This is a genomic window from Endozoicomonas ascidiicola (assembly GCF_001646945.1).
Taxonomy (GTDB): Bacteria; Pseudomonadota; Gammaproteobacteria; order Pseudomonadales; family Endozoicomonadaceae; genus Endozoicomonas; species Endozoicomonas ascidiicola.
On sequence record NZ_LUTV01000006.1, the window covers coordinates 273845 to 292069 of the forward strand.

The following is an 18225-nucleotide window of genomic DNA, read 5'->3' on the forward strand; positions in this document are numbered from 1 at the left end:
TGAGACTTCACTCCTTCAAGCCACAGCCACGTAAAACAACATCGCAAATACTTTCTGCAGCCTGATCATAAACCGATGAAGGCAGCTTATCCGTATTCACGATTGCGCAGATTTGTGACTCATAATCGGCATAGTGCTGAGTCGCCCCCCAAATTAAAAAAAGCAGGTACATAGGATCAATGGCTTTCATGCGCCCTTGATCAACCCAGGTTTGCATAACCAGTATTTTGTCGTTTACCCAACTTCGGGTGCTTTCTTTTAACGCGGGTGCCAGTTGATGACCACCATGAATAATTTCCGAGGTAAACAGCCGGCTGGCCATAGGGTATTTACGGGATACATCAACCTTCGAATAAATATACTTTCTCAGAGCAACGGCAGGATCATCATCAACATGGATATCGTCGAATTCATGATTCCAGAGGTTTTGAATACTGGCCAGCACCGCCTCGTATAGTTCCTGCTTATTACTGAAGTAGTAGAGAATATTCGCCTTGGGCAAGCCCGCATGATCAGCAATGCTCTGCAAGGTTGTACCACGAAAACCATGGCTGGCAAACTCTGCTTCAGCAGCTTTCAGAATCAAACCAATTCTTTCGGTACGTATTCTTCCAGCCTTCGGCGGTTGGGTATCAATCACTGCCATGTTCTGAGTTCTTTTATTCCTGAATAACAATTGTGAAAAACTATAACACAGTACGAAAGCGGATTCGGATTTTCAGAACCACACTAAAAAGCCCGCAACACTTCAGCAGGGGCTGTGGCTTTGTTACGTTTTCAGGATCAATGCACAAGTGTGCATTTTTCTAGTTGCCCCCGCTAATAACTTGCAGAGATCCCCCGTTTTTCAAACTCTAACTTAATCGCATCCATCTGAACATCTGACGGTGGACGAACATTCTGCAGGTCATAACTGTCGTTAAAAGCATCCCACTTATGTACGCCTAAACTGTGATATGGCAGCAACTCAACCTTTTCTACGCAGCCCATCTTCTCCACCATCTCTGCCAGCATCGCCGCATAGATTGGATCAACGGTGAAGCCCTCAACCGCCACATAGCGAATCCAGGTGGGCTTTTGGATTTCCTGCAAATACATAGCAAAATTTCTTGGATACTGGCCGGTAACGTAAGTGAGTTTTTTGTGCATCTCCTCATCCATATGCTTGATATCCAAAAGCACCAGATCCGTATAAGACAGTAGCCGCTCAACATCCGGCGTAATGCGTTTGGTAAAACCATTGGTATCGAGACAGGTGTGAATACCGTGCTCTTTTAACGCTTTAAACAGGTCAGCAACAAATTCCGCCTGAATCAGCGGTTCCCCACCGGTGACCGTTACACCACCTGTTAGAAAGCTCTTCACTTTCAGAATTTTATCCAGGACCTCTTCATGACTAAGTACCTCACCACCATCACGAAGATCCCAGGTATCCCGGTTATGGCAATAACGGCAGCGCATATGGCAGCCCTGCATAAAAACCACATACCGGATACCTGGCCCGTCAACGGTTCCAAAAGAATCCATGGAATGAACACGCCCGAGGGACATGGCAACTCTCCCAACTCTACACCTGCAAAACATGCAAAAAAAGGCCAGCAATGCCGACCTTTTTATTGTTCTTACATTTTATCTGAAAGTGCTAAAACTTACAGTGAACCTGTGAACGTACGGGTAATCACATCACGCTGCTGCTCTGGAGTCAGAGAGTTAAAGCGCACTGCGTAGCCGGATACGCGGATGGTCAAAGAAGGGTACTTCTCTGGGTTTTCCATGGCATCTTCCAGCATTTCGCGGTTCATTACGTTCACGTTCAGGTGCTGACCGCCTTCACGATGCGCCTCATGATGGAAGTAACCATCCATCAGGCCAACCAAGTTCTTACGACGACCTTCGTCGTCTTTACCCAGTGCTTTCGGTACGATGGAGAAGGTATAGGAGATACCGTCTTTCGCGTAGGCAAATGGCAGCTTCGCTACAGAACTCAGGGACGCAACCGCACCGCTGGTGTCACGACCGTGCATTGGGTTTGCACCCGGACCGAACGGCTGACCTGCACGACGACCGTCTGGTGTAGTACCGGTTTTCTTACCATAAACCACGTTAGAGGTGATCGTCAGTACAGACTGAGTTGGGATCGCATCACGGTACATGTTGTGAGACGCCACCTTCTTCATGAAGGTTTCGACCAGCTCACAGGCGATAGCGTCAACGCGTTCTTCATTGTTACCGAATTTAGGGAAGTCACCGTCGATTTCAAAGTCGATAGCAATACCGTCTTCATCACGAACCGGTTTCACTTTCGCGTATTTAATCGCAGACAGAGAGTCAGCAGCCACAGACAGACCCGCAATACCACAAGCCATGGTACGGATAACGTCACGATCGTGCAGCGCCATCTGAGAAGCTTCGTAGGAATACTTGTCGTGCATATAGTGGATGCAGTTCAGAGCAGTCACGTACTGAGTCGCCAACCAATCCATCAGCTTGTCGAAGCTGGCATAAACTTCGTCGTAATCCAGATATTCGGAAGTGATTTTTTCAGCCTTAGGACCGATCTGCAGTTTCAGTTTCTCATCGACACCACCGTTGATAGCGTACAGCAGGGTTTTACCCAGATTCGCACGGGCGCCGAAAAACTGCATCTGCTTGCCCACCACCATTGGGGATACACAGCAGGCAATAGCGTAATCATCGCTGTCCATATCAGGACGCATGAGATCGTCGTTTTCGTACTGAATTGAGCTGGTATCGATGGATACTTTTGCACAGTACTCTTTGAAACCAACAGGCAAATGCTCAGACCACAGAACCGTAATGTTTGGCTCTGGGGATGGACCCATGGTGTACATTGTGTTCAGGAAACGGAACGCGTTCTTGGTCACCAGTGTACGACCATCCAGGCTCATACCACCGATGGACTCTGTCGCCCAGATTGGGTCGCCGGAGAACAGCTGATCGTATTCTGGAGTACGCAGGAAGCGAACCATACGCAGTTTCATAACGAAATGGTCGATCATTTCCTGAGCGTCGATTTCGGTAATTTTGCCAGCTTCCAGATCGCGCTGGAAGTAGATATCCAGGAAGGTCGCGGTACGACCCAGAGACATAGCCGCACCGTTCTGGGATTTAACCGCAGCCAGATAGCCGAAATAAGTCCACTGAACCGCTTCACGGGCAGACGTCGCTGGACCACTGATATCGCAACCATATTTAGCAGCCATTTCTTTGATCTGACCCAGAGCACGGATCTGCTCCATGATCTCTTCGCGCAGCTGAATAGTGCGATCCAGATTTTCACCGGACTCCATCACTTTGTCCAGAGACTTGTGCTGAACTTTCTTGTCTGCCACCAGACGATCAATACCGTACAGGGCGATACGACGATAATCACCAATAATACGACCACGACCGTATGCATCAGGCAGACCAGTGATTACACCGGATTTACGGCAGTTACGGATGTCTGCAGTGTAAACGTCGAAAACACCGGCATTGTGGGTTTTGCGATAGTCCGTGAAGATTTTGTTAACCGTTTCATCCAGCTTACGGCCGTAAACTTCGCAGGAAGTTTCAACCATGCGGATACCACCATTAGCAATAATGGCACGCTTCAGTGGCTTTTCAGTCTGAAGACCAACGATGGTTTCCAGATCTTTGTTGATGTAACCAGCGTCGTGAGAAGTGATGGTTGATGGCAGATCAGTGTCAAAGTCGACCGGCGCGTGAGTGCGGTTCTCTTCTTTGATGCCTTCCATAACATCTGCCCAGAGATTATCTGTGGCATCTGTGGAACCGGCCAGGAAAGAGGAATCACCCTCATAGGGCGTGTAGTTCTTCTGGATGAAATCGCGAACATTGATACTGGTTTCCCAGTCACCGGAGGTAAAACCAGCCCATGCCTGAGGCATTTCGTTGGTTGCTACAGTCATACTAAGAGCTCCTTCAAGTTGGAGAATTCTTTGGAAATGCTGTTTCGGGCCAGCCATCTTGGTAGCTGTAACACCAACTTGATCTATGTCAATGTACGAAAATCGTCGTCGGCGTATTGTTAACAGACGTTCAGGGAGGTGAAGAAACCCTGACAATCATTATCCTGTGATAATGAGCCTGGCTAACCCGTAAAAGTATGTGAAGACAGCACCAAATTACTCGATATAAGGCATTGCCACTATCAGTGCTAATACTTATTAATAATAAAAAAACATATTCCAAAGTATTTAAAAATATAAACAAACTCTAACATCAATAAACGCATCTGTTAGTCTATTAACCATCTTTGAAATTGGCAAAGTTTAGTTATTACTATCAACTCAACATTCAAAAAAATTATGAAATAAATCATCTCTGATTATTCATGAATGCTATTCTTTATTTCTGTTAATTCCGTCTTCATTTCGTTTCCATGAGAATTAACGACTACTTTTAGATATTGCTGTATTTTTTTAGGTAGTGTTACCTATTCATAGCCAATACGGGTTTGACTAACATCCTTAAGCAAATAAGGACATCAATAGTATTGCCGGGAAAGGATCGAACAGGAGGTAGTGATGAGCAAATATATTTATACTACAATTTACGAACAATTTACGGGTCTTAAGCCACCAGAGCCTAAAGATCAAAAGCCTCGTCGTAGAAGAGGTTATGGTCACCCGTATCGAATGCGGCTGAATATGCAAGACGCTTCTGTTCAGGGCAGTGAATTACTGTCTTCTGGCAATGAAGATCCGGACATGCCAAGAGATACTTTTGAGCAACCTCCGGTTTCCATATTTCAGCCAACGGTTAAACCGCAATCTGTACGCCGCTTCTCTTCCGGCAATCAGGGCTATCGCTCCCCAAGCAGTGGAAATGTACTTTCCAGCAGGAGCGCTTTTCCTGAAGAACCGGTGATTGGGAATAACAACAGTGAACCTAAGGTCACTTATAAGAAACGACGTCAATACGGCTCATCCAGTTTCAGTTTTGGAGCAATGGGTAGACGTGATGGAGATAACACCGATTATTAGTGTGATGGTTTCGGTTAGTTAACTGTTACTTAACTTTCAACTTTTTAATTCTGCTTTACCTTTTCAATGTCATTCCCGTAGATACTGATTTACGCCAGAACTCGAAAGCGAGGTCTGGCGTTTTTTATAGTTCTTCCTCTATTTATTCCAATGCTTTTTGTTCCAGCGCTCTTTGCTTAAGATAGCTGTCATAGTCTGGAATCTGTCGGTTATGGGTTTGAGCCAGCATCTCGGAAGAGAAAATATAATCGGCAGAGCTTTGATTACAGGCAACGGGAATATTCCACACCGCTGCAATTCTTAACAACGCTTTTACATCCGGATCATGGGGCATTGGCTCAAATGGGTCCCAGAAAAAGACCAGCAAATCCAATTTACACTCGGAAATCAGTGCACCTATTTGCTGATCACCACCTAATGGACCACTGATGAATTTCTTCACAGGCATAGAGAGGTGTTTCTCCATTAACGTACCCGTAGTTCCAGTCGCGTAAAGCTCGTGACCAGTCAACTGCTCTTTATGGCGCAAACCCCAGCTTACTAACTCATCTTTCTTATTATCGTGAGCAACCAAGGCAATATTCTTTCGGGTTGGAACACTGTGTTCTTTATATAGCATAAAGCACAACTCTATTTATTTAGAAAATTGATTATTGGCTATATTCTCACCGAACAAAAAAAAATGCGACGCCTTAAAGGTAAGACATCGCATTATTATGATTCTAATCACTATCAGTCACTTTCAGGAAAGATACTTAATCATAACCCCGGCAGCTACTGCAGAACCAATAACGCCTGCGACATTAGGCCCCATGGCATGCATTAACAAAAAGTTCTGAGGGTTCGCCTCAAGCCCAAGCTTATTGGAAACCCTTGCTGCCATCGGTACCGCAGATACACCCGCTGAGCCAATCAGTGGATTCACTTTTGTAGACGTCACCCGGTTCATTAGCTTTGCCATCAAAACACCACTGGCAGTACCAATACAAAAGGCCACAATACCTAAAGACAGAATCCCAAGGGTTTCCATCGCCAGAAATTTATCTGCGCTCAGCTTTGAGCCCACAGAAAGCCCCAGAAAAATAGTAGTGATGTTGATCAATGCATTTTGTGCAGTATCCGACAAACGCTCAACCACACCACATTCTTTCATCAAGTTACCAAAACAAAACATCCCCAACAACGGAGCAGCATCTGGCAACAAAAGAGCCACCAGCACCAGCAGCAGAACAGGAAAAACAATTTTTTCTGTCTTGCTGACGTGGCGAAGCTGAGTCATCACAATTTTACGTTCTTCAGCTGTCGTCAGTGCTCGCATAATGGGCGGCTGAATCAACGGCACCAGTGCCATATAGGAATACGCTGCCACCGCAATAGCCCCGAGAAGATGGGGAGCTAACACGCTGGATACATAAATCGCTGTTGGGCCATCCGCACCACCGATAATGCCGATTGCTGCCGCATCCGCCAAAGAGAAATTCATTAACCCCGTCGAGCTCAGCACAATAGCACCAAAGACCGTGGCAAAAATGCCAAATTGTGCGGCCGCACCAAGAAACAGGGTTTTTGGATTCGCGAGCAAAGGACCAAAATCGGTCATTGCCCCAACACCCATAAAAATCACCAGCGGCGCAACACCGCTACCAATAGCAACACTGTAAAACTGATATAAGACACCGTTCGAATAACCTGCGTCGGCCACAATGTGACCTATAGCGGCTCTTGTGGCGGAGTTAGCCTCGGTGTACAGCGTGTACAATTGATCCGGGGTTGCAGAAACATTGCCAAGCGCTTCAGAAATGGCCTGCAATACCACTGGATTTGCCACATGCAACGCCTGCTCAATCGCTGAAAATGCCAACCCCGCCTGGGGAATATTGGCCATAATTCCGCCAAACCCAATCGGCACTAACAACAAAGGCTCAAATTGTTTACGGATGGCCAGATAGAGTAATCCGAACCCCACCAGTATCATTGCCAGCTCACCAGCGCTCAGATTATAAATCCCTGAGCCTTCCCAGAGCGTTAACAGCTTTTCCATGATAACTTCCTACTCCTTAAGTTATCAGGCCAGTGCCAGCAGCTGATCACCCACTGCCACACTGTCGCCTTCTCTGACACTGACAGACGTCACCTGACCAGCTCTCGGTGCACGCACTTCCGTTTCCATCTTCATGGCTTCAAGAATCAACACAACGTCGCCTTCCTGAACCTGTTGCCCTGGCGTGACATGAACTTTCCAGATATTTCCGGCCAACGGTGCCGGCATGGGTTCACCTGAAGCTGCGGCCGGAACAGCAGCTGGCTGGTTTGCCGATGATGCGGGGATAACCTGACTGACATCGCCACCTTCGGCCACTTCCACGGTATAAGGGTTTCCGTTCACTCTAACGGTATAAACGGCACTGTCTGTTTGATTGACAGAAGCGGCAGCTGTTGATTTAACCTCTGGTTCAGTTCCTGGAGCCGGTTCAAAGGCATCCGGATTACCACGATTCTGCAGAAATTTGAGACCAACCTGAGGGAACAATGCATAGGTCAGAACATCGTCCACTGCCTGATCTGCCAGCTTGATACCTTTTTCCTGTGCCAACCCTTCAAGCTCCGTGGTCAGCTTATTGAATTCAGCTTCCAACCTATCTGCCGGACGACAGGTGATCGCTTCTTTACCGTCCAATACTCGAGTTTGCAGCTCTGTATTAAATGGCGCCGGTGCAGCACCGTATTCGCCTTTAAGAATTCCCTGCGTCTCTTTAGAAATGGATTTGTACCGCTCACCGGTCAGTACATTAAGTACTGCCTGAGTACCCACAATTTGAGACGTTGGGGTAACAAGAGGAATAAAACCAAGGTCTTCACGAACCCGTGGAATTTCCTGAAGCACTTCATCAAACTTATCGCTGGCGCCCTGCTCTTTCAGCTGGCTCTCCATATTGGTCAGCATGCCACCGGGAACTTGAGCCGTCAGGATGCGAGCATCAACACCGCGCAACTGACCTTCAAACTTCGCGTATTTTTTACGCACAGCACGGAAGTAAGTTGCTACTTCTTCCAGTTTATTGAGATCCAGACCACTATCCCGCTCTGTTCCCTGCAACGCTGCAACAATCGCTTCCGTTGGAGAATGTCCGTAAGTCATGGACATGGAGGAAATAGCGGTATCCACCCGATCAATACCAGCCTCAATGGCTTTCAGTAATGACATTGAAGAAAGACCGGATGTCGCATGACAATGCAATTGTACTTCCAGATCCGTCTCACGTTTCAATCGTGACACCAGTTCATAAACATCAGTCGGCGTAATAATGCCTGACATATCCTTAATACACAGTGAGTCCGCACCCAGATCTTCAATTTCCTTAGCAAGCGATACCCAGTTGTCCATGTTATGCACCGGACTGGTGGTATAGGAAATAGTCCCTTGCGCATGTGCTCCCTGTCGCTTGACTGCATTCATGGCTTGCTTGAGGTTGCGGGGATCGTTCATGGCATCAAAGACACGGAACACATCCATGCCATTAAAAACAGCACGCTCTACAAACTTATCAACGACATCGTCCGCATAATGGCGGTAACCCAACAAATTCTGCCCACGAAGTAACATTTGCTGGCGGGTTTTCGGCATGGCTTTTTTCAATTCACGTAGCCGTTCCCAAGGGTCTTCACCCAGATAACGGATACAGGCGTCAAAGGTTGCGCCCCCCCAGGTTTCCAGGGACCAGTAACCAATGTCGTCCAATTGCTCCGCAATGGGCAACATGTCTTCTATACGCAGACGGGTAGCAAACAGTGATTGATGGGCATCCCTCAACACCACATCGGTAATACCAAGCGGTTTATGAACGTCAGACATAACCCTTTATCCCCCGGTTAATGGCTTTAATCTTTATCTTTTTTTGTTCTGTGCAGCTTAATAGCAGCGCTGATGGCGGCTACCACTTCGGTCTGATTATTGATGGCGACTGGCGCTCCACCTGCTGAAACATGACGCACAGCGGAGGCTCCTGAAGTAGCAGGTTCATGAAAAAAGCGAGTGATGATTTTCGACATCAAACTGGTGACCAACACCAGCAGAGTGAGAAACAGGAAAACAAAGCCCATCCCGAACAGCATCAGGCTGGAGCCCTCAGAGATAAGTTCCGACGACGTCATCATGTTGTCCTTGTCGTATGCATATTTATAGTTATTAGTTCGTTCGCAATTATTGACTATTACGAAGAAAACCGGCTCGTGCCGCTTGTGTATTGTACTGATCAGGTTTTATTAAGCAATCCGCCAAATAGACGATGTTACTGAAACCATATTTTTTAAAATACCTGAAGCAGGTAGAAAATATATCGACCTGCATCAATAGAACGACTATAAGACGATAGACTTTTATAAACCCTGCAAGTCGCCAAGAACGATGGCCACCATCTCATCCGCATCCTTCATCGCACGAACACGTTCAAAAAGGTGTTGAGCTTCCGGATAAGCTTTACGCAGATAATTAAGCCACTGTTTCATTCTTGCCGGGTGATAGGGCCATTTATCATTGGCACGGTCGCGATCACTCAATTGCAGGATCAACCTCAATACCGAAGACCATGCCATTGGGCCAACACCGTCACGAATCATGGTGGTAATGTTTGGTGTGGTCAGTGATGAACGCCCCACCATCAAATCGGAGCAGCCCGAAACCGTCATACAACGCTGGGCGTCTTCGTGGTTCCATATTTCACCATTGGCAATGACCGGGATGTTAAGTCGCCCACGAATTTTATTAATGTATTCCCAATGGGCTGGCGGGCGATAACCTTCCGCTTTTGTACGGGCATGAACCACCAGCTCCGAAGCGCCCGCCTCCTGAATAGCACAGGCGTTATCCATAAAGAGAGACTTATCTTCGTAGCCAAGACGGATTTTGGCAGTCACAGGAAACTCGGCAGGCACGGCTTCACGAACGGATTTGACGATATCAAAGAGTAGACCTGGCTCACGCAATAAAATCGCACCGCCTTTGTTCTTATTCACCCCTTTAGCCGGACATCCGAAATTTAAATCGATGCCTGGCGAACCCAACTTAACCGCTCTGGCCGCATTCAAAGCCAGATATTCCGGACTACTGCCCAATAGTTGAAGGCGAACTAATGTGCCATTTGATGTCCTGCTACCCTGCTTCAATTCCGGACAAGTGCGATAAAACACCCTATTTGGTAACAAGGTGTCAGTGACTCGAACAAACTCGGTCACACACAAATCAAAGGTGTTGACGCTGGTCAGCAGGTCACGCATATCGTGATCCATCACACCTTCCATCGGCGCCAGTATCAACCGCATGGTACATCTCTTTTCAAAATAAAGCGGGTGATTCTAAATCAGTGGGGCGTACCATGAAATAGCGAGTATTTCCTATCCTGAAATAAACCGGTACAGCACGTAATCCTTCGATTTCAAGAAACGATAGGACAGCCCGGGCGTTACAGCCCCCGTTCGTAATGGCAAGTTACCCGATTGCAGACCGACATTTCACCTTATTAAGATCCCGCATCATGGATCAAAATAGACCCACGCACATAAAGAGCAATATCACCGTAAAAGGCAACCCCATAGAAACCGCTCCGGCTTGCAGAGAAGTCAACACCTCTTCCCCGCCACCGTAGAGCAATACCGAAGCCGTGACACACTGCAGTACAGCCCACATCGCTCGTTGACTTGCGGGAGAGTCAACTTTTCCCCCGGCAGTGATGTAATCCACCACCAGCGCTCCGGAATCGGCCGAGGTAATAAAAAAAACCAGAACCAGAGTAACGGCCAGCAAGGTGGTGACTCTTACAAAAGGGAGGTTTTCAAGCATCTGAAACAGGGCCAGAGAGACATCACCAATACCATTGGACAGCTGCCCAATGTGATTCTGAACCTGATCCAAAGCAGCTCCACCAAAAGCCGCCATCCAGATTGCTGATACCAGCGTAGGTACCAGAAGGACTCCAATCATGAACTCACGCACCGTTCTACCTTTTGAGATACAGGCAATGAACAACCCCACAAAAGGTGACCAGGACACCCACCAGGCCCAGTAAAACACTGTCCAGCCTTGATACCAGTTTGCGTCCTCTCGACCAACCCAGTTACTCAATGAGATAAGGTTCTCTGCATAACTCCCTAAAATAGCTGAAAAATGGCCCAGAAAGTTGGTAAACGACGATGCGAAAACAACGAAAAGTAAAAGAAGCGCTGCTATCGCCATATTAATATTGCTGAGCGTTTTCACGCCTTTATCCAGACCCCTGACTACCGAAAGCAATGTGATCATGGCAATAACGACAATAACAACCATTTGAGTCGTGATTGTGTTTTTAACCCCAAAGGCAAAATCCAAACCTGCCGCCGCTTGTATTGCCCCTAAACCCAGCGATGTCGACAAACCGAAAATCGTCGCCAATACCGCAACCACATCAATCGCATGACCAATAGGCCCCCACACTTTTTCACCTAACAGCGGATAAAATGCAGAACGAATCGTCAGAGGAAGCCCCTTATTATAAGCAAAGAAGGCAAGTGCCAAACCAACAACACCATAGACGGCCCATGGGTGAAGCCCCCAGTGAAACAAGGTTGCTCCCATAGCCATAGAGGCCGCTTCCGGTGTATAAGCCTCAACATTCAGAGGCGTACCACTGAAATTCGTGTAGTAGGCAACAGGTTCAGCAACACACCAAAATACCAGACCAATCCCCATTCCGGCGGCAAACAACAAGTATTTTCCAATCCCAAAATGAGCCTGAAAAGAGTATAAACCCATGATTTCAGGCCTTTCGCTTAAAGATGCCTTGAAACAGTGATTCTCTGGCAGACTGCAGTTGCTGGGCAGCCTCGTTATCACTCATTGATTCAGCCTTTGACTCCAATGCATGCGGCAGAGTTCCTTTCTTCAAATATTGCGTCCAGTCAGGCAAAGATTTCAGTTTTTCATAAGGTGTCATCATGTTTTCGTAAAGGTAACGTTTTCTCTCTTTGCCTTTTTCATCTGTTATCGTCTCCGGGAAAAAGCAAGGCCGGTGAAAATTGATGTAAGGTGTCAGGTAATTTTTGTTAAACGCATTCACTTCTGCAGCATGATGTTGCGGTATATGAGCATAGCCCAACATTTTTCTGATGATGGCTCCGTTTTTTGATTCAACAAGTGCATTGTCGTTTGTTTTTCGTGATCTGGATTTTGTGAATTTTATGTAGCGGCTATCCAATAAACTTGCCACCGGATAGTTGATGTACTCAGAGCCGTTATCGGAGTGAAAACCCTGTATTTTAAAGGGAAAAGTCGCCAAAAGCTCTTCGAGTACCGGTATTAGAAAGTGCTCGTTGATCCGCTCAACGGTGCAGATCACTTGAAACTGAGTAACTTCATCCACCGCATTAATATGGTAAAGCCCTTTGACCTTATCCTTATCACCCTGATGTACTGTATCAATTCTGATATAACCGGGTTGACCATTGGGTCGCGGTTTGCGTCGAGTACCAATAGCACGATTTACAGGTCGGGTGACGTTTTTATGCAGGCGAACTGTCTGATAAGTCTTTGACTGCCGCAGGTTGTAGAGGTGCGAAACAGAGATGCCAGCCAGTCGCTTATAGCGACCATCTCCACGTTGATATGCTCGCTCACAGATCTTCTTTATTGCAGGCCCATTCAGGCCATTATGAAGTCGGTCAGTCTCGGCAAGAAGGCGAATGTCAGCCTTGGAATACTTTGTCTCAAACCCCTTCGTTGTCCGTTGTTTGCGCTTGAGAAGCCCTAGGAGCCTGTCGGACTTAGAACAACTTTTGTGTATAATACCCGCAAGATCGTAAAAGACAGCCAGCCAATGAACAAATGGACTTTCAGACCCATTGACCGAGACATCCCTGACTTTTTTCCTGCCACTGTTCAGGATTATCTGCCAGAGGTGCATCTTGCTCGCTTTGTTGTAGAGGTGGTTGAGCAGCTAGACCTCACACCTTTGATCAGCGCCTATAAAGGAAGGGGTTCTAAAGCCTGGCATCCATCCCTCATGCTGTCGTTATTGTTCTATGGATATGCAACAGGTGTCTTCTCCAGTCGCAAACTGGAGAAAGCAACTTATGACTCCATCGCCTTTCGATATATCTGCGCCAACGAGCATCCGGATCACGACAGTATCAACACCTTTCGCCAGCGCTTCCGTAAAGAAATCAGTGAACTTTTTGTTCAGATATTGTTGATTGCGCAACAGGCAGAATGGTTGAAGCTGGGAACCATCAGCCTCGATGGAACCAAGATGAAGGCCAATGCCAGCAAACACAAGGCGCTCAGTTACAAGCACGCATGCAGGCTCGAAAAGCAGCTCAAGGCCGAAGTTGAAGAGCTCCTCAGGATGGCTGAAAAAGCAGATACTGAAAAATTGCCAGACGAATTATCCATTCCTGATGAGCTGAAACGCAGGGAAGATCGCCTCAAGGTGATTGCCGATGCCAAAGCTGAAATTGAGCGACGAGCTGAAGAGCGCTATCAGCAAGAACTGGCAGAATATCAGGAAAAAGTTGCCCGTCGTGATGCGATCAGAGATACGGAAAAAAAGCCACGGGGCAAAGAACCGAAAGCCCCAACGCCGGGTCCCAGGGACAAAGATCAAGTCAACCTGACAGATCCGGAGTCTCGCATAATGCCAACGTCTGCTAACGGTTTTGTACAGGCTTATAATGCGCAGGCCGCAGTAGATAACGACAGTGGTCTTATTGTTGAAAATCATATTACTCAGGCGACCAATGACAAACAACAGGTAGCGCCTGCCCTCGAAGAACTGGCCTCTCGTGCAGAGCAGATTGGCAAGCCCAGCGCGATTCTTGCCGACACGGGCTACTTCAGTCAGGGCAATGTGTCTGCTGTGGATAAGTTTGGAGCTATCCCTTACATTGCAGAAAAGAAGGATGCCCATAACAAACCTTTACTGGAGCGCTTTAAGCCCGATGAGCCGATGCCCGCAGGCGATGATGTTACCGCACTGGAGTTGATGCGTTGGCGATTGCAAACCAGGGAAGGACGGGCGGTGTATGCATTGAGAAAAAGCACCATTGAGCCAACGTTTGGGATACAGAAGGAAGTGATGGGATACCGTCAATTTCTGGTCCGTGGTCTTGAAGCAGTGTCTGCTGAATGGGATCTTCTGTGCATGGGTTTTAACCTGAAGCGGATGTTTACGCTGATGCTGAAAGATCTTCAGGAAAGTATCATTTTTATGCAGTTTATTTCAGCTTACAGGTTATTTGTCGCATGCATTTGGATATTTGGGCAAAAGAGACTGACGACATAAACAGCACTTCCAGACTGGATTCTGTGATTTTTGACTTTATTGCGGCCCATCTCCGGTTTTTACTTTCAAGTCCGACAGCCTCCTAGATTCAGGTATTCTTTAATTAGCCGGGTTATTTGCGCCCTGGAATAGCCTGAAGCGACGATCAGATAGCGTTTGATCAGCCCTTTCTCAGGCTTGCTCAGAGTGCGGTATCGAAAGTGTTTGAGAGTGCCTGCAATCCATTGATAGCACTCGTCTTTTGACTTCCAACCAGGCTGTATCTGCGGTGTAGCCTGAAGCAGCTCCTCCACCTGCTGGAGCGATTTGATGAGCCGTGTGTCCATTATGATTTTCATCCAGTAATTTTGGACGAAAGATCAGAAATCACAGGCTCATTTCATTTTGGAAACAAGGGCTCCGTTCAGGCTCATTTCATATTGGAAGAGACTCAACATTGAGAACCAGGACAATGTACTGTACTCTGTTTTTGCACCTTCTCCGCCCAGCCGGATTTTCCCCACCGGCAGAATGATCATTAATACACAGAACAGCACATAGACATTTGAGGCTGACATATATAGCCAGTAAAAGGTGTCGACACACCAGAGATGAAGGCCTGTCAGCGCACTTTTCATTAACTGAGGAAATAAAAGCGTCAGTACTATAAACAACACTGAGAACGTTGCAGCCAACCAAAAAACGGGATTATGGAAGTCGAAACCTGATATTTGTATATTATTCTGCCCTATCCGATAGGACGTATTGCACTCTACGTTTGACGCACATCCCCACACAACAAATATCCCTTGCAAACTCTTAAGCATAGGGGATTCATTCCATTCTTCTAGTTTTAGTTTTAGGGTCTTTACCCGACATCACTTGGTCACTATCCTCTACTGTTTTGATTCTGAAGCGAAGTAGCGTGCCTGATATCAAACAGCTTGGTAAGCCTTGGTTTTCTCAAGCAGATCATAGAAACCCAGAGAAATCCGCCATCGTTATTGGCGGTGGCCTTGCTGGCTGCAGCACTGCTTACTCACTGGCAAAACGTGGCTGGCAGGTTACAATTCTGGAACAACACGAGGCGCTTGCCAGTGAGGCATCCGGTAACCCACAAGGTGTTTTGTACGCAAAGCTGTCTGCGGACAACACACCATTAAGCCAATTTATTCTCCATGGTTATCACTACTCCATTGACCTGCTTAAACAACTGAACATTCAAGACTGGCAACAATGTGGCGTTGTGCAGCTCGCCGTAAATGATAAAACCAATCAGCGCTATCAAGCATTAGATGCTCAGCACCCGGATGATTTACTCCAATATATGAACGCACAACAGCTGTCGGAGATTGCGGGTCTGGATATCCACCATTCCGGGCTGTTTTTCCCAGCCGCGGGATGGGTACACCCACCGGCACTCTGTCGTGCTTTAGTGGATCACTCAACAATCAAAACGGTCAAAAACAGTCTGGTCAATGAAATAAGCCCTGAGAATAACGAGTGGGTCATAAAGTCTGACAGCGGTGAATTCCGAAGCAAAACCATCATCATCGCTCAGGGAACGGCCAGTAGTCGATTCAATCAACTTCGCTACCTACCGCTGAAATCCATCAGAGGTCAAATCACCCGGGTAAAGGCAACGCACCAGAGCCAAAAGCTCAGCACCTGTGTCTGCGGCGAAGGGTATATTGCCCCAGCCATAAAAGGTGAGCATACCCTGGGAGCCACCTTTCACTTTAACGATGCAAGTTTGGCTATTCGTGATCAGGATCATCAGGAAAACCTGAACATGCAGCAGCAATGGTTTCCGACATCTTATGATGCCATCGGTGGTGATCATATTGAGATTACCGGTGGCAGAACCGGCTTTCGCTGTACGACGCCGGACTACCTGCCCATTGTCGGGCCCGTGGTTCACCACCAGTCGTTTTTAGACACCTACGCACCGCTTCGCAAGAACAGTAAACTGCCACTGACGGATAAACCTGATTATTTTGATGGTCTCTACGTCACCACAGGGCATGGCTCACGAGGAATGATCTCCTGTCCGATCTCCGGTGAAATACTGGCAGACATGATTACTGGCGACGAGTCGTATACCAACCCGCTGCCAGCCACACTAAAAGAGGCGCTACACCCTTCCCGCTTTCTTATTCGAGACCTGATTAAGAATAAACAGTAACGGCATCAGGCGCCGAGACACACGCCGGTTCCTTTCAAGCCACAATACCCTTCCGGGTTTTTGGCAAGATACTGCTGATGGTAAGTTTCCGCATAGTAGAAAGGCGGCGCGTTTCGGATTTCAGTGGTAATGTCAGGAAACCCTTTTTGGGAAAGAGACAGCGCAAATTGTTCCCGGGTTTTCTCAGCCTGCTGAACCTGCTCATCCGTCGTCGTATAGATAGCTGAGCGATACTGCGTACCAACATCATTACCCTGCTTCATGCCTTGAGTCGGATCATGGGATTCCCAGAACAGCGTTAAGAGTGTTTCCGTTGAGATTTCTGCCGGATCATAAACCACCATCACCACTTCCGTATGCCCTGTCTGCCCCGAACAAACCTCTTCATAAGTTGGGTTCGGGGTATAGCCGCCGGCATAACCAACAGCGGTTGTATACACACCCGCCTGTTGCCAAAACAACCTTTCAGCGCCCCAAAAACAACCTAGCCCAATATAGATCGTTTGTAGATTCTCAGGGAACGAGGCTTTCAGTGAGTGATTATTGACAAAGTGCTGGCCAACGACTTCCATAGGCTCCGTTCGACCAGCCAAAGCTGATTCCGGCTCAGGAAGTTGTCGCTTCTTATTACTCGAATTATTAAACATTGTCATGTACTGCCCTCCATGGAGCGATCATAACAAATAGCATGATTTTATGTGATGCTGAATACTCAACTGAAGCATTATTGGACTCGCTATCCGTAGTCCGCAAAGCACAAGAGGCTCCAGCTTTTTCGGACAACGGACAACGTTAATTGAAATGTGGAAGTTATTTCAGGACAAACCCTAACAGGAAAACTGCTTTTAAATACTCAGGCTGTTCGGAACATTTGTGATTATTATTCACCCAACGTAAGCAGCGCAGGATCCAGTCGTTTATCAAACCAGTTGTATCGCCAGTCAAGATGAGGGCCTGTCACACGACCCGTTGCACCGACCTCACCAATCTGTTGACCTCTTTTAATCTGACTTCCTTCATTAACAGTGACTTTACTCAGGTGGAGAAAGCTGGAAAAAATACCGTAGCCATGGTCAATAATGATGGTGCCACCGGAATAATAGAGATCGGAATCTGCCAAACGAACAATGCCGTCTGCCGGCGCCTTGACGGGCGTACCCGTGGATACTGCAATATCCAGCCCATAATGAGGACGCCCGGGCTTACCGTTATAAACCCGCTGACTTCCGTAAACCCCGCTTATTCGTCCCTTTACCGGCCAACCAAACCCATTAAACAGGTCTGACTGTTGAGTATCTTCCATTCTTGCATAGCGCACCGCTTCCGCTTCTTGCCTGATTCGATTGAGCACTCGCCCATCTGGGGAAACGTATTTTTTGGCAATCCCCGTCAAACGCTGAATATCGTATTCTCTTGCTTTTAAATTCAGTTCAACGGTGGCCTGCTCGCCATTAATAAACTGCAGGATATACGACTGTTTTAGCTCAGCATCTCTTCCAAAACCAATGATAAAGCGACCGTCAGGCGCAACAGAAACCTCTTTATTATCATAAAAAATCCGAGTACCTAGAGGTGCTTTTCCCACATAAAGACCACCCGGGGTTAAACGGCTCTCCAACCCCTTGGCAACAGCCAACCCAGACAGCAGAACTAATAACACACTACAAAAAAGACGCATTCACACTCCTCCCTGAACCATTCTTGCCCTGCATTTTGACTGCACTCAAATAGATGACATAGGATT

General features: G+C 47.2%; 16 protein-coding genes and 1 pseudogene. 3 read left to right on the forward strand and 14 right to left on the reverse strand.

Annotated elements, in window-relative coordinates; all coding sequences use genetic code 11:
* Positions 1 to 7: 7 nt before the first annotated feature.
* The 3 genes from AKL11_RS18175 to pflB all read right to left on the reverse strand — a co-directional run bounded on the left by AKL11_RS18175 (position 8) and on the right by pflB (position 3932).
* Positions 8 to 646, reverse strand: a complete 639-nt coding sequence (locus tag AKL11_RS18175) for a TetR/AcrR family transcriptional regulator (protein WP_067520141.1) — start codon at positions 644 to 646, stop codon at positions 8 to 10.
* Between the two features lie 173 nt (positions 647 to 819).
* Positions 820 to 1551 (reverse strand): pyruvate formate-lyase-activating protein, encoded by a 732-nt coding sequence (gene pflA, locus AKL11_RS18180; RefSeq protein WP_067520143.1) that lies wholly within the window; start codon positions 1549 to 1551, stop codon positions 820 to 822.
* Between the two features lie 98 nt (positions 1552 to 1649).
* Positions 1650 to 3932, reverse strand: a complete 2283-nt coding sequence (gene pflB, locus AKL11_RS18185) for a formate C-acetyltransferase (RefSeq protein WP_067520145.1) — start codon at positions 3930 to 3932, stop codon at positions 1650 to 1652.
* Positions 3933 to 4550: 618 nt separating this feature from the next.
* Here pflB and AKL11_RS18190 point away from each other — a divergent pair.
* Entirely contained in the window at positions 4551 to 5009 is a 459-nt protein-coding gene (locus AKL11_RS18190) for a hypothetical protein (protein WP_067520147.1), read from the forward strand.
* Positions 5010 to 5151: 142 nt separating this feature from the next.
* Here AKL11_RS18190 and AKL11_RS18195 read toward each other — a convergent pair whose 3' ends face one another.
* The 7 genes from AKL11_RS18195 to AKL11_RS18225 form a co-directional block, all read right to left on the reverse strand.
* Positions 5152 to 5628 carry a methylglyoxal synthase gene (locus AKL11_RS18195; RefSeq protein WP_067520149.1) on the reverse strand — a complete coding sequence of 159 codons (477 nt, stop codon included), beginning with the start codon at positions 5626 to 5628 and terminating at the stop codon, positions 5152 to 5154.
* 123 nt (positions 5629 to 5751) lie between these two features.
* Positions 5752 to 7050 (reverse strand): sodium ion-translocating decarboxylase subunit beta, encoded by a 1299-nt coding sequence (locus AKL11_RS18200; protein ID WP_067520151.1) that lies wholly within the window; start codon positions 7048 to 7050, stop codon positions 5752 to 5754.
* A gap of 24 nt (positions 7051 to 7074) precedes the next feature.
* A complete protein-coding gene (gene oadA, locus AKL11_RS18205) occupies positions 7075 to 8862 on the reverse strand; it encodes a sodium-extruding oxaloacetate decarboxylase subunit alpha (RefSeq protein ID WP_067520153.1) in 1788 nt (595 codons plus the stop codon).
* Between the two features lie 26 nt (positions 8863 to 8888).
* Positions 8889 to 9164 (reverse strand): OadG family protein, encoded by a 276-nt coding sequence (locus AKL11_RS18210; protein ID WP_253705253.1) that lies wholly within the window; start codon positions 9162 to 9164, stop codon positions 8889 to 8891.
* A gap of 222 nt (positions 9165 to 9386) precedes the next feature.
* On the reverse strand, positions 9387 to 10328 hold the full coding sequence (locus AKL11_RS18215) for a tRNA-dihydrouridine synthase (RefSeq protein WP_067520157.1): 942 nt from the start codon (positions 10326 to 10328) through the stop codon (positions 9387 to 9389).
* Between the two features lie 217 nt (positions 10329 to 10545).
* Entirely contained in the window at positions 10546 to 11793 is a 1248-nt protein-coding gene (locus AKL11_RS18220; RefSeq protein ID WP_095210503.1) for a BCCT family transporter, read from the reverse strand.
* A 4-nt stretch (positions 11794 to 11797) separates the two neighbouring features.
* Positions 11798 to 12940 carry an integrase catalytic domain-containing protein gene (locus AKL11_RS18225; RefSeq protein WP_067520159.1) on the reverse strand — a complete coding sequence of 381 codons (1143 nt, stop codon included), beginning with the start codon at positions 12938 to 12940 and terminating at the stop codon, positions 11798 to 11800.
* Between AKL11_RS18225 and AKL11_RS18230 the strand changes: the two are divergent.
* A pseudogene (locus tag AKL11_RS18230) lies at positions 12854 to 14209 on the forward strand (IS1182 family transposase); the annotation flags it as partial. The gene AKL11_RS18225 and the pseudogene AKL11_RS18230 sit on opposite strands and share 87 nt — an antisense overlap.
* A 173-nt stretch (positions 14210 to 14382) precedes the next feature.
* Here the strand turns inward: AKL11_RS18230 and AKL11_RS18235 are convergent.
* Positions 14383 to 14643, reverse strand: a complete 261-nt coding sequence (locus AKL11_RS18235) for a hypothetical protein (protein ID WP_067520163.1) — start codon at positions 14641 to 14643, stop codon at positions 14383 to 14385.
* A 48-nt stretch (positions 14644 to 14691) separates the two neighbouring features.
* Positions 14692 to 15123 carry a BCCT family transporter gene (locus AKL11_RS18240; RefSeq protein ID WP_067520165.1) on the reverse strand — a complete coding sequence of 144 codons (432 nt, stop codon included), beginning with the start codon at positions 15121 to 15123 and terminating at the stop codon, positions 14692 to 14694.
* A gap of 98 nt (positions 15124 to 15221) precedes the next feature.
* Between AKL11_RS18240 and mnmC1 the strand changes: the two genes are divergently transcribed.
* Entirely contained in the window at positions 15222 to 16481 is a 1260-nt protein-coding gene (gene mnmC1 / locus AKL11_RS18245) for an FAD-dependent 5-carboxymethylaminomethyl-2-thiouridine(34) oxidoreductase MnmC1 (protein WP_067520167.1), read from the forward strand.
* Between the two features lie 5 nt (positions 16482 to 16486).
* Here the strand turns inward: mnmC1 and msrA are convergent, their stop codons facing one another.
* Positions 16487 to 17134 (reverse strand): peptide-methionine (S)-S-oxide reductase MsrA, encoded by a 648-nt coding sequence (gene msrA, locus AKL11_RS18250; RefSeq protein WP_067520169.1) that lies wholly within the window; start codon positions 17132 to 17134, stop codon positions 16487 to 16489.
* 227 nt (positions 17135 to 17361) lie between these two features.
* A complete protein-coding gene (locus tag AKL11_RS18255; RefSeq protein WP_067520171.1) occupies positions 17362 to 18159 on the reverse strand; it encodes a M23 family metallopeptidase in 798 nt (265 codons plus the stop codon).
* Positions 18160 to 18225: the final 66 nt, after the last annotated feature.

Bases quoted from the DNA above. Each gene is read 5' to 3' on its own strand.
- AKL11_RS18240 (WP_067520165.1), bottom strand. From the start codon at position 15,123: ATGCTTAAGAGTTTGCAAGGGATATTTGTTGTGTGGGGATGTGCGTCA.
- AKL11_RS18175 (WP_067520141.1), bottom strand. From the start codon at position 646: ATGGCAGTGATTGATACCCAACCGCCGAAGGCTGGAAGAATACGTACC.
- pflA (WP_067520143.1), bottom strand. From the start codon at position 1,551: ATGTCCCTCGGGCGTGTTCATTCCATGGATTCTTTTGGAACCGTTGAC.
- AKL11_RS18195 (WP_067520149.1), bottom strand. From the start codon at position 5,628: ATGCTATATAAAGAACACAGTGTTCCAACCCGAAAGAATATTGCCTTG.
- AKL11_RS18190 (WP_067520147.1), top strand. From the start codon at position 4,551: ATGAGCAAATATATTTATACTACAATTTACGAACAATTTACGGGTCTT.
- AKL11_RS18200 (WP_067520151.1), bottom strand. From the start codon at position 7,050: ATGGAAAAGCTGTTAACGCTCTGGGAAGGCTCAGGGATTTATAATCTG.
- AKL11_RS18235 (WP_067520163.1), bottom strand. From the start codon at position 14,643: ATGGACACACGGCTCATCAAATCGCTCCAGCAGGTGGAGGAGCTGCTT.
- AKL11_RS18220 (WP_095210503.1), bottom strand. From the start codon at position 11,793: ATGGGTTTATACTCTTTTCAGGCTCATTTTGGGATTGGAAAATACTTG.
- msrA (WP_067520169.1), bottom strand. From the start codon at position 17,134: ATGACAATGTTTAATAATTCGAGTAATAAGAAGCGACAACTTCCTGAG.
- oadA (WP_067520153.1), bottom strand. From the start codon at position 8,862: ATGTCTGACGTTCATAAACCGCTTGGTATTACCGATGTGGTGTTGAGG.
- AKL11_RS18255 (WP_067520171.1), bottom strand. From the start codon at position 18,159: ATGCGTCTTTTTTGTAGTGTGTTATTAGTTCTGCTGTCTGGGTTGGCT.
- AKL11_RS18215 (WP_067520157.1), bottom strand. From the start codon at position 10,328: ATGCGGTTGATACTGGCGCCGATGGAAGGTGTGATGGATCACGATATG.
- pflB (WP_067520145.1), bottom strand. From the start codon at position 3,932: ATGACTGTAGCAACCAACGAAATGCCTCAGGCATGGGCTGGTTTTACC.
- AKL11_RS18210 (WP_253705253.1), bottom strand. From the start codon at position 9,164: ATGATGACGTCGTCGGAACTTATCTCTGAGGGCTCCAGCCTGATGCTG.
- AKL11_RS18225 (WP_067520159.1), bottom strand. From the start codon at position 12,940: ATGCACCTCTGGCAGATAATCCTGAACAGTGGCAGGAAAAAAGTCAGG.